14 protein-coding genes are annotated in these 13,237 nt (G+C 59.5%); 3 read left to right on the top strand and 11 right to left on the bottom strand.

What is annotated here, in order from left to right; translation table 11 throughout:
- Positions 1–113: 113 nt before the first annotated feature.
- The 6 genes from nudB to ACK4FF_RS00105 form a co-directional block, all read right to left on the bottom strand.
- On the bottom strand, positions 114–623 hold the full coding sequence (gene nudB, locus ACK4FF_RS00080; protein WP_409703102.1) for a dihydroneopterin triphosphate diphosphatase: 510 nt from the start codon (positions 621–623) through the stop codon (positions 114–116).
- A 13-nt stretch (positions 624–636) separates the two neighbouring features.
- Positions 637–2,442 (bottom strand): aspartate--tRNA ligase, encoded by a 1,806-nt coding sequence (gene aspS, locus ACK4FF_RS00085; protein ID WP_409703105.1) that lies wholly within the window; start codon positions 2,440–2,442, stop codon positions 637–639.
- A 6-nt stretch (positions 2,443–2,448) separates the two neighbouring features.
- Positions 2,449–3,072 carry a DUF502 domain-containing protein gene (locus tag ACK4FF_RS00090; RefSeq protein WP_409703108.1) on the bottom strand — a complete coding sequence of 208 codons (624 nt, stop codon included), beginning with the start codon at positions 3,070–3,072 and terminating at the stop codon, positions 2,449–2,451.
- Between the two features lies 1 nt (position 3,073).
- Positions 3,074–3,373 carry an FmdB family zinc ribbon protein gene (locus ACK4FF_RS00095; RefSeq protein WP_409703111.1) on the bottom strand — a complete coding sequence of 100 codons (300 nt, stop codon included), beginning with the start codon at positions 3,371–3,373 and terminating at the stop codon, positions 3,074–3,076.
- Positions 3,374–3,465: 92 nt separating this feature from the next.
- Entirely contained in the window at positions 3,466–4,086 is a 621-nt protein-coding gene (locus ACK4FF_RS00100) for a hypothetical protein (protein WP_409703114.1), read from the bottom strand.
- A 422-nt stretch (positions 4,087–4,508) separates the two neighbouring features.
- Complete coding sequence (locus tag ACK4FF_RS00105) at positions 4,509–5,630, bottom strand: fatty acid desaturase (protein ID WP_409703117.1); 1,122 nt, start codon at positions 5,628–5,630, stop codon at positions 4,509–4,511.
- A 103-nt stretch (positions 5,631–5,733) separates the two neighbouring features.
- Here ACK4FF_RS00105 and ACK4FF_RS00110 point away from each other — a divergent pair, with 103 nt between their 5' ends.
- The gene (locus ACK4FF_RS00110) at positions 5,734–6,789 is read left to right on the top strand and encodes an AraC family transcriptional regulator (RefSeq protein WP_409703120.1); all 1,056 of its coding nucleotides are present in this window, start codon (positions 5,734–5,736) and stop codon (positions 6,787–6,789) included.
- Here the strand turns inward: ACK4FF_RS00110 and ACK4FF_RS00115 are convergent.
- Complete coding sequence (locus tag ACK4FF_RS00115; protein WP_409703123.1) at positions 6,777–7,433, bottom strand: fumarylacetoacetate hydrolase family protein; 657 nt, start codon at positions 7,431–7,433, stop codon at positions 6,777–6,779. The two genes, ACK4FF_RS00110 and ACK4FF_RS00115, sit on opposite strands and share 13 nt — an antisense overlap.
- Before the next feature lie 169 nt (positions 7,434–7,602).
- Here ACK4FF_RS00115 and ACK4FF_RS00120 point away from each other — a divergent pair, with 169 nt between their 5' ends.
- Complete coding sequence (locus ACK4FF_RS00120) at positions 7,603–9,678, top strand: TonB-dependent receptor (RefSeq protein ID WP_409703126.1); 2,076 nt, start codon at positions 7,603–7,605, stop codon at positions 9,676–9,678.
- Here ACK4FF_RS00120 and ACK4FF_RS00125 read toward each other — a convergent pair.
- Both ACK4FF_RS00125 and ACK4FF_RS00130 read right to left on the bottom strand, forming a co-directional pair.
- Positions 9,662–10,033 carry a DsbA family protein gene (locus ACK4FF_RS00125; protein WP_409703129.1) on the bottom strand — a complete coding sequence of 124 codons (372 nt, stop codon included), beginning with the start codon at positions 10,031–10,033 and terminating at the stop codon, positions 9,662–9,664. The two genes, ACK4FF_RS00120 and ACK4FF_RS00125, sit on opposite strands and share 17 nt — an antisense overlap.
- Positions 10,034–10,096: 63 nt before the next feature.
- Positions 10,097–10,609, bottom strand: coding sequence for a DoxX family protein (locus ACK4FF_RS00130; RefSeq protein WP_409703132.1), 513 nt, complete (start codon positions 10,607–10,609; stop codon positions 10,097–10,099).
- A 166-nt stretch (positions 10,610–10,775) separates the two neighbouring features.
- Between ACK4FF_RS00130 and ACK4FF_RS00135 the strand changes: the two genes are divergently transcribed.
- Positions 10,776–11,654 (top strand): LysR family transcriptional regulator, encoded by an 879-nt coding sequence (locus ACK4FF_RS00135; protein ID WP_409703135.1) that lies wholly within the window; start codon positions 10,776–10,778, stop codon positions 11,652–11,654.
- Here the strand turns inward: ACK4FF_RS00135 and ACK4FF_RS00140 are convergent.
- Together ACK4FF_RS00140 and ACK4FF_RS00145 are read right to left on the bottom strand one after the other, a co-directional pair.
- The gene (locus ACK4FF_RS00140) at positions 11,644–12,390 is read right to left on the bottom strand and encodes a DUF2063 domain-containing protein (protein WP_409703138.1); all 747 of its coding nucleotides are present in this window, start codon (positions 12,388–12,390) and stop codon (positions 11,644–11,646) included. The genes ACK4FF_RS00135 and ACK4FF_RS00140 overlap by 11 nt on opposite strands.
- Entirely contained in the window at positions 12,377–13,237 is an 861-nt protein-coding gene (locus ACK4FF_RS00145; protein WP_409703141.1) for a DUF692 domain-containing protein, read from the bottom strand. Before ACK4FF_RS00145 ends, ACK4FF_RS00140 begins: the two co-directional genes overlap by 14 nt.

Consider the following 13,237-nt stretch of genomic DNA (forward strand, 5'->3'; position numbering starts at 1 on the left):
GGGTTACCCCTAAACTACGTTCAACTATTCAAGTTTTTCAATTACTGAAATCTGCAAGATTCAGAACAGTTATCTGCATACAGAATATACCAAGGAGCCCTCGGGCTCCTTTTTTATTGCCTGTGCGTTGTGGCCAGCAGTTCGGCCAGCGCCAGAATGGCCCGTGAGTTGTTGGGCGAGAAACAGAGCCCGGCTGCCTCGGCAGCGCTGCACCACCGCCAGGCGGTGTGCTCGCGCGGGGCCAACACGGGCTGGGTGCCCGCGGGCAAACACACCGCAAACCAATGCTCGGTGTTGTGGGTGACGCCGGGGCCGTAGCGGTGCCGCCAGTGCTCAAAAATTTCATACTGCTCGCTGTGGGGCCAGGCACGCACAAAGCCCGGCTGAACCAGTTCCGCAGCCGTGGCGTGTTGCACGGTGCACGTGGCATCGGGCTGCGCAGCCAAACCGGTTTCCTCATGCAGTTCACGCACTGCGGCCAACATGGGGGCTTCATCCACCGCATCAAGACTGCCGGTGACCGACTGCCAATAGCCCGCCTTGTCAGCGCGCTCGATCAATAAAAAATCCCCGTCGGCGCTGTACATGACGACCAGCACGGAGACGGGGATTTTATGCGCCATGACGCTGCGCCGCTTAAACCAGCGGCTTGGGCTCGGTTTGGCGCAGGCGAATGTGCAATTCGCGCAGTTGCTTCTCGTCCACAGGGCTTGGCGCTTGGGTGAGCAAACACTGGGCACGCTGGGTTTTGGGGAAAGCGATCACGTCGCGGATGCTTTCTGCGCCACTCATCATGGTCACAATGCGGTCCAAACCAAAGGCCAGGCCACCGTGGGGAGGTGCGCCGTACTGCAGCGCGTCCAGCAGGAAACCAAACTTCTGGCGGGCTTCTTCTTCGTCAATGTTCAGGGCGCGGAAGACCTTGCTCTGCACGGCCTCTTTGTGAATACGCACCGAGCCACCGCCCAGTTCCCAACCGTTGAGCACCATGTCGTAGGCCTTGGCCAGGCACTTGCCGGGGTCGGTGGAGAGGAAGTCTTCGTGACCGTCTTTGGGGCTGGTGAAGGGGTGGTGACAGGCCACCCAGCGGCCGCCGTCTTCGTCGAATTCGAACATGGGGAAGTCAACAACCCACAGGGGTTCCCACGCGCCTTGGACCAAGCCGTTCTTCTGGCCAAATTCGCTGTGTCCCACTTTCAGGCGCAGGGCACCGATGGCGTCGTTCACCACCTTGGCTTTGTCGGCACCGAAGAAGATAAGGTCGCCATTTTGGGCACCCGTGCGGGTCAACAGGGCGTTCAGGGCCACATCATGAATGTTCTTGACGATGGGCGACTGCAGGCCTTCGCGGCCCTTGGACAAGTCGTTGACCTTGATGTAGGCCAGGCCCTTGGCACCATAGATGCCCACAAACGTAGTGTAGGCGTCGATTTCCGAGCGGGGCATGTCGGCACCACCGGGCACGCGCAGGCCCACCACGCGGCCACCGTCCATGTTGGCGGCACCGGCAAACACCTTGAAGTCCACGTCTTTCATGACGTCGGTCAGTTCGGTGAATTCCATTTTGACGCGCAGGTCGGGCTTGTCGGAACCAAAACGCGCCATGGCTTCGCCGTACGTCATCACGGGGAAGGGGTCGGCCAGTTGAACGTTCATGGTCTCAGCAAACACTTTGCGGATCATGTGTTCGAACAGGTCACGGATTTCCTGCTCATCCAGGAAGGAAGTTTCAATATCGACCTGGGTGAATTCGGGCTGACGGTCAGCGCGCAAGTCTTCGTCGCGGAAGCACTTGGTGATTTGGTAGTAGCGGTCAAAACCCGCCACCATCAACATCTGCTTGAACAATTGGGGCGACTGGGGCAACGCAAAAAACTCACCGGAATGCACACGGGAGGGCACGAGGTAATCGCGTGCGCCTTCCGGGGTGCTCTTGGTCAGCATGGGGGTTTCAATGTCGATGAACCCTTCGCCGTCCAGGAAGGTGCGAATGGCCATGGCCACTTTGTAGCGCAGCATCAGGTTTTTCTGCATCTGCTGGCGGCGCAGGTCCAATACGCGGTGGGTCAGGCGTGTGGTTTCGGACAGGTTTTCATCGTCAAGCTGGAACGGAGGCGTGACGGATGCGTTGAGGATTTCCAGCGACTTGCACAACACTTCCACGCCACCGCTTTTCAGGTTGGCGTTTTCAGTACCGGCAGGGCGGGCCCGCACCAAGCCTTGAATGCGCACGCAGAATTCGTTGCGCACGGTTTCGGCCAAGGCAAACATGTCGGGCAGGTCGGGGTCACACACCACCTGCACCAAACCTTCACGGTCGCGCAGGTCAATGAAGATCACCCCACCGTGGTCGCGGCGGCGTTGAACCCAGCCACACAGTGAAACAGTCTGGCCCAGGTGGGCCTGCGACACATTGCCGCAGTAATCGGTGCGCATTTTCATGGAAAGTCAGTGCTTGTTTGAAGAATGGGAATCGGGCGCGTCAGCCGGCGGTACAACCACCCCCAGCGACACGATGTATTTCAGGGCTTCGTCCACGGTCAAGCCGGATGGACGCAAGGATTGTTTCGGCACGATGATGACATAACCCGAGGCCGGGCTGGGCGCAGTGGGTACGTACACGGACACAACAGGTTCGTCGTACTGCCGGGCCAGGTCCACCGGCGGGGTACCCGTGACAAACCCCAAGGCCCAGACATCAGGGTGGGGATACGGCACCAGCACAGCCTCTTGAAAGGCTTTGCCTGAGGAGCTGAGCAGGGAATCAGAAATCTGCTTGACGCTGGTGTAGATGACCTTGAGCAAGGGAATGCGCGAGAGCACCGCATCGCCTGTGCGCAGCAGCCAAGCCCCAAAAAAATTGGCCGACAGCACACCCGTGAGCACCAGCACCAAGGCAGTCAGCACCAAGCCCAAGCCCGGCACATAAAAACCGAACAGGGCTTCGGGCTGCCACGCGTCGGGCAACAGCAACAGCACCTTGTCCACCAGGCCGACCACGGTCAGAACCACCCACGCGGTAATCAGCAGGGGAACCCAAACCAGCAGGCCGGTGAACAGGTGCTTTTTCATCTCAGGACGCCGTGCTGCAGGGGCCCGCGCAGCCGGTGCCGGATGCATCGGGCGTGGCGCACGCCGCAGCGGGCGCGTCGGCCTTGGCCGGTGCGGCACTGCTGCTGGCGGACGAAGCACCGCCCCGGAAGTCAGTGACATACCAGCCGGAGCCCTTGAGCTGGAAACCCGCCGCAGTCACCTGCTTGGCAAAACTGGGTTTGCCACAGCTTGGGCAGTCGGTCAGTGGTGCATCACTGAGTTTTTGAAGAACGTCTTTTTGAAAGCCACAGGCTTCGCAGCGATATGCATAAATAGGCATGGTCTGGAACCCCCCGGGTAAACAACGACAAACCGCCTATTATACGGCGGCCAAGCCGGTGTTCCAAGAATTTCGCCTGCGATTCCGTGGGTTTAGACGTTGTACACGTTTTTCACAGCCCCCAGGCCCGTCAAGGGGTTGCGCGAACCCCCGGGACGCTGCTGGGAAACAGCCTGGGCTTCCCCGCCCCCACCATCCATGCCGACATACAAATGGATGGAGATGGCCAGTTCGGTGTTGGGTTCGAGGCCCAAGTGAATTTGCTCGTCCTGAACAACCCACGTGCACACCAGTGGGTCATTCTGAAGGCGATGGGGATCGTCGAGTTCGCCGTCAACAAATTCCTCCACTGAACCAATCTGCCGAACACGATCATTGTCTTTGATGGCGCGCTGACCACCGGCGGCCAAGGCATAAAGTACTTCGCGAAGGCGGCCTTGAGCCACAAGGCACCAACATTCGCAGGGGTGGCTGTGTACAGCGGTCTGCTGGCCCGGTTCAAAAGCAAACAGTTGCAGACACCAAGGCTTCTCGGGATTTTTGGACACATACAGCAGGTTCTTGCTGTACCCACCGGGCTGCCCCGGCGCTTTGGGGCGATACACCGACAAGTCAAGACTGCCTTCTTTGATCAGCGCCAACAACACGGGGGCAAGCCGCTTGCGCAGTTGAGTCAACTCCTTTGCGTTACCCTCGGTGTATAACGGGTCCACGGCCTGCGCAACGCATACCCGATTGGCGTCGTGGAGGCCTGCCCTTGTGCATCAAACAAGCCCTGCTCGTACTGCTCAGCACCCTTGTAAGCGTTTTGCCGGTGAGGCATGACAGCGGCCTCAGGCCTATGGCCCAATATGTCTTCAGACAGTTGACGGACGCGCAAGGCCAGTCCCGTGTGGTCAACGGCCGTCAAGGCGCCGATTGGGGGCCACTACTGGACAATTCAGAAACGTGCATCGATTCATTCAGAAAGTGAAAGGATGCATAGAGTAATGACTGGAAGCCTTGGGTGCCAACAACAAAAATAGCATACCCATAGAAGAAAAAAAGAGCGTCAGGGCCCTCGTGAGGCTGACGCTCTTTGTGTCGATCAACCAGGCGCCCTAGACAAACGCCTTACGACACGATGGAAAAAGGTTCAGGGCTGGGCCGTGGCTGGCTGCATGGCCTTGGGGTCGTTGCCCCAACGGTTGGCCCGTGTGAAGGTGCCCAAGTCATTGAAACGCACGCCATTGGCCCGCATCACTTCATGCGCTTTGGCCGCGGTCATCTGGCGGATGTAAAACGGGTCGCGCACGACAAAATGGTGAATGGCGTGTGTGGAGCCGAAGTTGAAGCAGAACAAGTGGGGAATCACAAACCACTTGCTGTTCAGCACCTGGCACTGCTGCACGAAGTTGCCGTCTTCAATGTCGCCGAAGTAATGCATGTTCGAGCTGATGAAGTTGATGCTGAACGAGCGCAGCAGATTGGGCCAGAAGATCAGCACTGCCACGGTGTTGGCCAGGGCCAGGTTGTCAGTCACCACGGAAGGCCAGGGCACACTGTAACCCACAGCCCAGGCGGCGGCTTCAATGGCCCAGTAGGCCACGTAGGCGTGCCAGCCAATGTAGAACAGCGAAGCCAGCGGGAAGTTGCCGATGGCACCACGCATGATGGCTTTCACACGCAGGTGGGGCGGCACTTTCAGGATACGCAGAACAACCGACAGCTCAAGGTCAAACATCATCAACAAGCGCAGTGGGGTAAAGCGTTCGCCGTTGGTGATGGCGCGCTCTTCCAGATCGGTGGCGGTGCCGGAATGCTTGTGATGGTGCAGGTGCAGGTGACGGCGCAACCAAGGGTTGATGGTGCTGGGGCGGCACACCCACACCAAGGCCATCATCAGGTTGTGCATGAACTTGTTCTTGCGAAAGTACATGTAGTGGATCAGGTCGTGTTCCAGCTCATGCGTGAAGGACAGGAAAATGGCAATCACGGGAATGGTGATGGCCCAGTGAAGCACGCCTTCCAGATACGCCCAGCCCGTGAGAATGGCACCGGCCATGGACAGCAGCAGAATGCCCATGCCGATCAGGTCTTGATGGGCCAGCACAGGATACTTGGCACGGATGCGGTCGCCTTCGGCCAGAATGGCTGACTTGATGGCCGCGATACGGGTTTGATCCGTGGTGTTGATGTGGTTTTGCTTGATTCGCGATGTTGTCGGCGCGGCGGGGGCCGGGCTGCCGTTCATGAGTTTGTCGCTCAATGTGGCCATGGTGTTGTCTCGTCTCTGCGTTATTGGAGTGATTGCAGTATGCTAGGCCCACACATGCGCCGCATGTTCCTGCACGACAACCTGTTGACCCGACGCGCCACCCATGACCGCAGACACCAGCCCCAAACGACCCGAACCCACCGCCTTGGCGAGCTGGATGCGCGGGCTGGCGCGCGAGCTGGAGCTTCGGGGCCTTCAACCCGCACTGCTTTTTGAAGAAGTGGGGCTGGACCTGGCCTTGCTCGACCAATCGGAAGCCCGTTACCCGGTGGCCCGCACCACCAAGCTGTGGCGGCGCGCCGTGGAACTGACGGGCGACGAAGGGCTGGGGCTGAGCGCCATACGGCACATCACACCCGCCACCTTTCATGCCGTGGGTTTGGGGGTGATGGCCAGTGAAACACTGGAACAGGCCTTCACGCGAATGAGCCGCTTTGCTGACTTGGTGACGGATGCCAGCCAGATTGTGCTTCGTGAAGAAGGCGACACCTTCATTGTGGAACTGGCCGTGCGGGCTGACGCCGAGCCAGCAGACCAGTCCATTGACGGTTTTGTTGCGCTGCTGGCCAACGCGGGCAAAGGGCTTGGGGAGCCCAGCCTGCGGCCCCGGGAAGTCAGGCTGCGCCGGCTGGCCAGTAACCGCCTTTTTCAGGAGGCACTGGAACGAACCTGCGCGGCACCCGTGCTGTTTGGCCAGCCACACATTGAATTGGTCTTTGACAGCGCCACAGTGCGCACCCGGCTTAAAGGCGCCAACCCCCTGATTGCCGAGCATTTGGACCAAGCGAGCCTGGCTGCCATCGAACGCTTAAAACCCGTGGGGCAACTGAGCCAAAAGCTTCGAAGCTGGGTGACCACTCAGCTTGCCGAAGGCACCCCCGGGCTGGAAGACGCGGCAGCCCACATGCACATGAGTGCGCGCAACTTGCAACGAAAACTGGCCGAGGAAGGCAGCAGCATGGCGCTGTTGATTGACGATGTACGCCAGCACGAGGCCATGCGCCGCTTGAAGCAAACGCAGGACTCGATGATTGCCATTGCGCTGGACCTGGGGTTTTCAGATGCGTCGGCCTTCAGCCGGGCCTGCAAACGCTGGTTTGGCAAAAGCCCCAGCGACATTCGCGCAGGCACCAGCCGGGGAACAGGTCAGGCCACCTGAACCGAGTGGGACAGCAAGCCCGTCAGCACCATGTTCAATTCATCGCCAGAATCCAGCGGCCCAACACCCTCGGGCGTGCCGGTGAAAATGACATCGCCCTCTTGCAGGGTGAACATGCGGCTGAGGTACGAAATCAATGACGTGATGGAAAACAGCATCTGGCTGACATCGCCTTGCTGACGCAACATGCCATTGATTTGCAGGGTGAAATTCAGGTCGCGCCAATCGCCCACGTCAGCCGTACTCACCATCGGGGACAACACTGCGGAGTCGTCAAAGCCCTTGGCCACGGCCCAGGGCAAACCACCCGCCTTGGCCTTGGACTGCAAATCGCGGGCGGTCAGGTCCAACCCCAAACCCACGGCTTGAACATGCCCCCACGCCCGCGATTCAAGAATGTTCTTGCCGCCCTGCCCGATCAGTAACACCAGTTCGCACTCGTAATGCACATCGCTGGAATGCGGGGGCAATTGAATCACATGGCCTGTGTTGATGGCCGACGTCGGTTTGAGAAACACCACGGGTTCGTCGGGCACTTTGTTACCGAGTTCTGCAGCGTGCGCGGCATAGTTGCGACCAATGCAGAAAATATTGCCCACCGCCACTTCGCGGGGTATGGCCTCCAGAACTTGTACTGTTTTCATGAATGGGTCCGTTTTTTAGTTATCAGTATTTTTCATTTCCACGCATCGCCGTTTGGAAATGCAATGGCTTGAAACTGGGTTAACCTTGAGGCGCTGGTTTATTGCGGATGCCCCAAAGTCCAACAAGCATGGCCAGTTCTCTATTATTACAACATGACAGGTCATACCGATGCATCAAGCAACTGACTTATTTCAGGGCATTTCCATTCGGCGTCCGCTTTTCATCATCAGCCTCACCGTGTTGCCCCTGGCCGCACAGGCCGAGCACAAGGCGCTTCCGGACGTGAGCGTACAAGGCCACTATGACAACGGCATAGGCACCAGCGACTCCGCCAGTGAAGGCGTGGTCACCGGGCGACTGATTGAAAACCGCCCCCGCCTGAGGCCAGGCGAGGTGCTCGAATTTGTGCCCGGTTTGATCGTGACCCAACACAGTGGCGACGGCAAAGCCAACCAATACTTTCTGCGTGGCTTTAACCTGGACCACGGCACCGACTTTTCCACAACCGTGGACGGCATGCCCGTGAACATGCGCACCCACGCCCACGGCCAGGGCTACACCGACCTGAACTTCCTGATTCCGGAGTTGGTGGACAGCATTCGTTACCGCAAAGGCCCCTACTTCGCAGAAGAAGGCGACTTCTCGTCTGCAGGCGCCGCGCACTTGGGCTTGTACCGCAGTTTGCCCAAAGGGCAAGCCTCGCTGACCCTGGGGCCCGATGGCTACCAACGGGCACTGGCCTTAAAGTCCAACCCCTGGCTGAACGGGCAATTGCTGTACGGCCTTGAACTGCAGCGCAACAACGGGCCTTGGGATGTGCCCGAGGGGTTGCGCAAAACCAATGCCATTCTGCGTTACTCCAGCGGCAGCAGCGACAACGGCCAAACCCTCACCGCCATGGCCTATCAAAACCGATGGACCTCCACCGATCAGGTTCCACTTCGCGCAGTGAACAGCGGGCAGATCGGCCGGTTCGGTTCACTGGACCCCAGCTCCGGCGGAGAATCCAGCCGGTACAGCCTGTCTTGGACCCTGCGCGACCGGCAGGGCAACCAGCTTCGAGAGGCCAACGCGTACGCCATTGCTTCCGCACTGGACCTGTACAGCAACTTCACTTATTTTCTGGACAACCCGGTGGATGGTGACCAGTTCAACCAACGGGAAAAACGCACGCTTTACGGCCTGAACCTGTCCAACACCTGGGCCGGCCACTTGGCGGGCATGGACACTCAAACGCGTCTGGGTATTCAAACCCGGATGGACCGAATCAGCCCTGTGGGCTTGTACACCACCGTGCAACGCCAACGGTTGGGCACCACGCGGGAAGACCGTGTGAACCAGGAAAGCATTGGCCTGTACGCGGACAACAGCCTGCAATGGACCCCTTGGCTGCGCACCGTTGCCGGGGTGCGTGTGGACAGTTATCGCTTCCGCGTGAACAGCGACTTGGCCGCCAACTCCGGCAAGGCCTCGGACAGCATCACCTCACCCAAACTGTCGGTGATTTTGGGCCCCTGGGCCAAAACCGAATACTTCGTGAACTGGGGCAAGGGCTTTCACAGCAACGACGCCCGGGGCACCACGCAAACCCAGTTGCCCGGCGGGGGTGGGCCCACTTCGCCAGTCACGCCACTGGTGGGTACCAAGGGCCGGGAAATTGGTGTGCGCACCGAGTGGATACCCGGGCTGCAAACCTCACTGGCCCTGTGGGAACTGGACATTGCCTCGGAACTGGTGTTCATCGGTGATGCGGGCAACACCGAGCCCAGCCGGGCCAGCCGCCGGCGCGGTATCGAGCTGAACAACCACTATGTCATTCGCCCCTGGTTGTTGATGGACCTGGACCTGGCCGCCTCGCGGGCGCGCTTTCGGGACAACGACCCGGCAGGCCCCTTTGTACCGGGTGCCATCAACAAAGTGGCCTCGTTCGGGCTGACGGTGACTGACCAAGGCCCTTGGTACGGCGGTGTGCAACTGCGTTACTTCGGCCCCCGCGCACTGATTGAAGACAACAGCGCACGCTCGGCCTCCACGGTGCTGGCCTATGGCCGCTTGGGTTACAAGTTAACGCCCAGCACCCGACTGACTGCGGATGTGTTCAACCTGTTCAACCGCAAGGCCAACGACATTGATTACTTCTACACCTCGCGCTTGAACGGCGAACCTGCAGCCGGGGTGGATGACTTTCACATTCACCCGGTTGAACCACGCACCCTGCGGGTGACGCTCAGCCAACAGTTCTAAAGGGCAGGCTGGCTGCGTGGGCCAGCGCATCCTCCAATCGGTCATTGCCCCAGTACAACTCACCATTCACCAGGAAGGTGGGTGCCCCGAAAATGCCGAGACTGACCGCATGGGCGGTTTGGTCTCGCAAAGCCTGTTTGTTGGTAGGGCTTAAGGCCGGGCCCAGCCAATCAGCCGCATTCAGGTTCATGTCGGCCAACACCTCGACCACCGCCTCCTCGGAGTCCAGCGCTTGGTCCTGAACAAAGTTACGCTGAAACACCTTTCGACAAAACTCGGGCCCCCACGGCTGCTGACTGGCCAACAAAGCCAGCCGGTGCGGCAGGATTGCACTGCGGGGAAACTCGCTGGGCATGTCAGGCAGCGTGCGAATGAAGGCAATACACGCCAGTCTACTCGCCTTGGACGAGGACAGCCCTCAAGACCACCGGCGTGCGAACAAACGGTCAAGGGACCACGCACCACCGCCGTTGAGCAACAAGGGTACAAACATCACGAGGTAGATCAGCGGCAGCTTGAAGTTGCCGTGGCCCTCGTCGGTAATCACATACCCCAAGGGCAAGTCAGCCCATTGGTTCAACTCGGCAGGCCAGTGCACTGCCCACGTGGCGACCACGGTCAACACCATCAAGGAAGCCGCCGCAAAACGCGTGCCCAAGCCCAGCACCAGCAACACCGCTCCGCCCAACTCGGCCCAAGTGGCCATGTGCCAACTCACCGTAGGGTCAATCACGCTGAAGGGCCATGGGAAGCTGGACTGGATGTCGGCAAACCAGTTGTCGCCCAGCCATTTTTCACGGCCTGCCGCCCAAAACTCAACCGCCAGCAGCAGACGCAGCAACAAAGGGCCCAGGCCCTCCCCCAGTGTGTTGAAGGCGCGTAACGCCGAGTTGATCCAATCAATCAAGGGATGGGTGGTGGATGTGTTCATGGCGCCCCCGGGCAATGTGATGAATGCATCCATGGTATGCAGCAGCGCATTCACCGGGAAATGGTGCTTTTTTATTCGCCCATAACCTGTTTTCATACGCACCCTTGCGGGTTTTGCGGCATGATTTGTGCCGTGAACCACGCGCACAGTGAAGGACGCACGCACCATGGAGCTGTATCAGATCAGGTACTTTCTGGCCCTGAGCGAAACCCTGAATTTTTCGCGGGCCGCTGAGCGCTGCTTCGTCACCCAGCCGGCGCTGACCAAGTCCATTCAAAAACTGGAAGACCAACTGGGCGCCCGCTTGTTTGACCGTAACAAAAGCGGTGTGATGCTGACCGAGTTTGGTCGGGCCATGCTGCCCAACTTCCAGCAGATCTACCACTCAGCCAACCAAACCCGTGAACAGGCCAAGAAGCTGCTGCGTGAACAGCGGGAAGTGATTCGCCTGGGGGTGATGTGCTCGATCGAACTGAAACTGTTTCTGGGTGCGATTGTGGCCTTCAACCAGCAAGCCGCGATGGTGGACGTCCAGATTGTGGAAGGCACGCTGGAGGCCATGCTGGACAGCCTCGACAAAAACCTCATTGACATTGCACTGGTGGCCAGCCCGCAGGAATTGCCCAAACGGTTTGAAGGCCACCCACTGCTGCGCGAGCATTATGTGATTGCGCATGGGCCACACCACCCCTTCAAAGGGCGTGGCCACATTGCCTTTGCCGACTTAAGCCAGGAACGCTACTGCGCACGACAAAACTGCGAGTACAGCGACCACATTGACCACTTCATGCAGCAGGCTGGTTTTGATGTTCAGGTGGTGCAGGAAACCCATCGCGAGGACTGGATTCAATCCATGGTGAAAGCGGACATGGGCGTGGCCTTCATGCCCGAGTTTTCAGCCCGCGATGCCGGGCTGGACTATGTGCACACCCGCGACGTGGCTTTTGAACGGGCGATTGTGGCGGCCACAGTGAGCAACAGGCCGCGAACACTTCAGCAGGAAGCCCTGCTCAAACAACTGGCCAGCGCAGCACCTACGCCCTAAGCTCAACAGGCACCACACCCAATACCACACCCAAGGCTTCCAGCACCTGAAGCTCTTGAAGCACCAGCGCCTCGCCCAGGTCCATGCCCAAAGTGGTACTCAGGGTGGTGGTCAATTCCGCCACTGAGCATTCGCCCTGTTTGATCGCATCCAGCAAATGGGCTGTGGCCAGGCTGATTTCTGCAAACTCGGCCTCGCCCTCGGCGTTGCGCCACACCACTAGGCTGGTGGGGCTCATGGGCACATCATGCCCCGGTTGAATTTGATGCACCGGAAACGGGTAGGTGGCCCACTGGGCGCTGGGCTCAATGCGCACCCAGCCCTCCTGAGCCCCCACCGGGGCCAGCTTGAATTGTTGTACGGGGTCTTCGCAGGTGAGCGCACGCAACTCCAGCCATTCATAGTGGCAAAGGTAGGCCACATAGGCGGGTGGCGGATCATCCAACCCTTGCGCCCCACCCTCCTGAAGCCATTCGACACACTGCAAGGCAATGTCGCGGAAGTAAGGGCTGTGACAGGCGTAATCGGCCATGAATGCGGCCGACAATACTTGCCAACCAGCCTCGCCCAGACAGGCACGGGCCACGGGGAAGCAACTGTCCAGAAAGCCTTGAATGTTGTTGCGCACCAGTTCGCGGTACACCGGCAAACGGTTGGGCGTGAGGCCCGGGTTCTCAAGGCCTGTGGGGTGGCGCAAGGCCGCCGCCATGGCCGACTGAAACTCATGCAAGTTCACGTTCGCCCCCGGCCAGTCGGTGGTGCTCGGCCTGCACCTGCGCAATGCGGCCCACTTCCGCCATCAATTCATCCAAGGGCGGAATGTTGAAGTCCCGCTCCAGCAGGGTGGGTTTGGTGCCATGGCAGGCGTAGGTGTGGGCCAGCAAGGCCCAGACAGGGTCGATGACGTCGGCACCGTGGGTGTCAATCAACAACCCATCGTCCTCCACATAATGCCCGGCCACATGCAGGTAGCGAATGGCTGCGGAGGGCAAAGCTGCAATGAAGGCTTTGGCATCGAAGCCGTGGTTCTGGCTGTTCACATAGACGTTGTTCACATCCAGGTGCAAGTGGCAAGCACTGCGATGCTGCAATTCCAGCAGAAAGTCCAATTCGCTCATTTCATCGAACTGCGTCAGGGCGTAGGTGGACACGTTTTCCACGCCGATGGTCTGCCCCAAGGCATCCTGAACCTGCAAAATACGGTCTGCCACGTGGCGCACCGTGGCCTGTGTGAACGGCAAGGGCAACAGGTCGTAGAGGTTACCGCCGTGGCCCGTCCACGCCAGGTGGTCCGAGAAGAACGGACTGTTCAGCCGCTTCATCAACAGGCGGGTGTTGTGCACCAAGCCCATGTCCAAAGGGTCCGTGCCCCCGAGGTTCAGGCAAAGGCCATGAAGCACCATCGGCACTTGCTCGCTAAGCTTTTGAATGAGGCTGGCGTCAGGCCCGCCGACCCCGGCCCAGTTCTCCGGGGCAATTTCCAGAAAGTCCAGCCCCGTGGGCAGGCCTTCCCGGAAAGCGTCCAGGTGAGCCCTGCGCAAACCGAGACCGGCACCTGACCACACGGCTGAACGGTGTTGCAT

Source organism: Limnobacter sp., assembly GCF_046297615.1.
GTDB lineage: Bacteria > Pseudomonadota > Gammaproteobacteria > Burkholderiales > Burkholderiaceae_B > Limnobacter.

Bases quoted from the DNA above. Each gene is read 5' to 3' on its own strand.
- nudB (WP_409703102.1), bottom strand. From the start codon at position 623: ATGGCGCATAAAATCCCCGTCTCCGTGCTGGTCGTCATGTACAGCGCC.
- aspS (WP_409703105.1), bottom strand. From the start codon at position 2,442: ATGAAAATGCGCACCGATTACTGCGGCAATGTGTCGCAGGCCCACCTG.
- ACK4FF_RS00090 (WP_409703108.1), bottom strand. From the start codon at position 3,072: ATGAAAAAGCACCTGTTCACCGGCCTGCTGGTTTGGGTTCCCCTGCTG.
- ACK4FF_RS00095 (WP_409703111.1), bottom strand. From the start codon at position 3,373: ATGCCTATTTATGCATATCGCTGCGAAGCCTGTGGCTTTCAAAAAGAC.
- ACK4FF_RS00105 (WP_409703117.1), bottom strand. From the start codon at position 5,630: ATGGCCACATTGAGCGACAAACTCATGAACGGCAGCCCGGCCCCCGCC.
- ACK4FF_RS00110 (WP_409703120.1), top strand. From the start codon at position 5,734: ATGACCGCAGACACCAGCCCCAAACGACCCGAACCCACCGCCTTGGCG.
- ACK4FF_RS00115 (WP_409703123.1), bottom strand. From the start codon at position 7,433: ATGAAAACAGTACAAGTTCTGGAGGCCATACCCCGCGAAGTGGCGGTG.
- ACK4FF_RS00120 (WP_409703126.1), top strand. From the start codon at position 7,603: ATGCATCAAGCAACTGACTTATTTCAGGGCATTTCCATTCGGCGTCCG.
- ACK4FF_RS00125 (WP_409703129.1), bottom strand. From the start codon at position 10,033: ATGCCCAGCGAGTTTCCCCGCAGTGCAATCCTGCCGCACCGGCTGGCT.
- ACK4FF_RS00130 (WP_409703132.1), bottom strand. From the start codon at position 10,609: ATGAACACATCCACCACCCATCCCTTGATTGATTGGATCAACTCGGCG.
- ACK4FF_RS00135 (WP_409703135.1), top strand. From the start codon at position 10,776: ATGGAGCTGTATCAGATCAGGTACTTTCTGGCCCTGAGCGAAACCCTG.
- ACK4FF_RS00145 (WP_409703141.1), bottom strand. From the start codon at position 13,237: ATGCAACACCGTTCAGCCGTGTGGTCAGGTGCCGGTCTCGGTTTGCGC.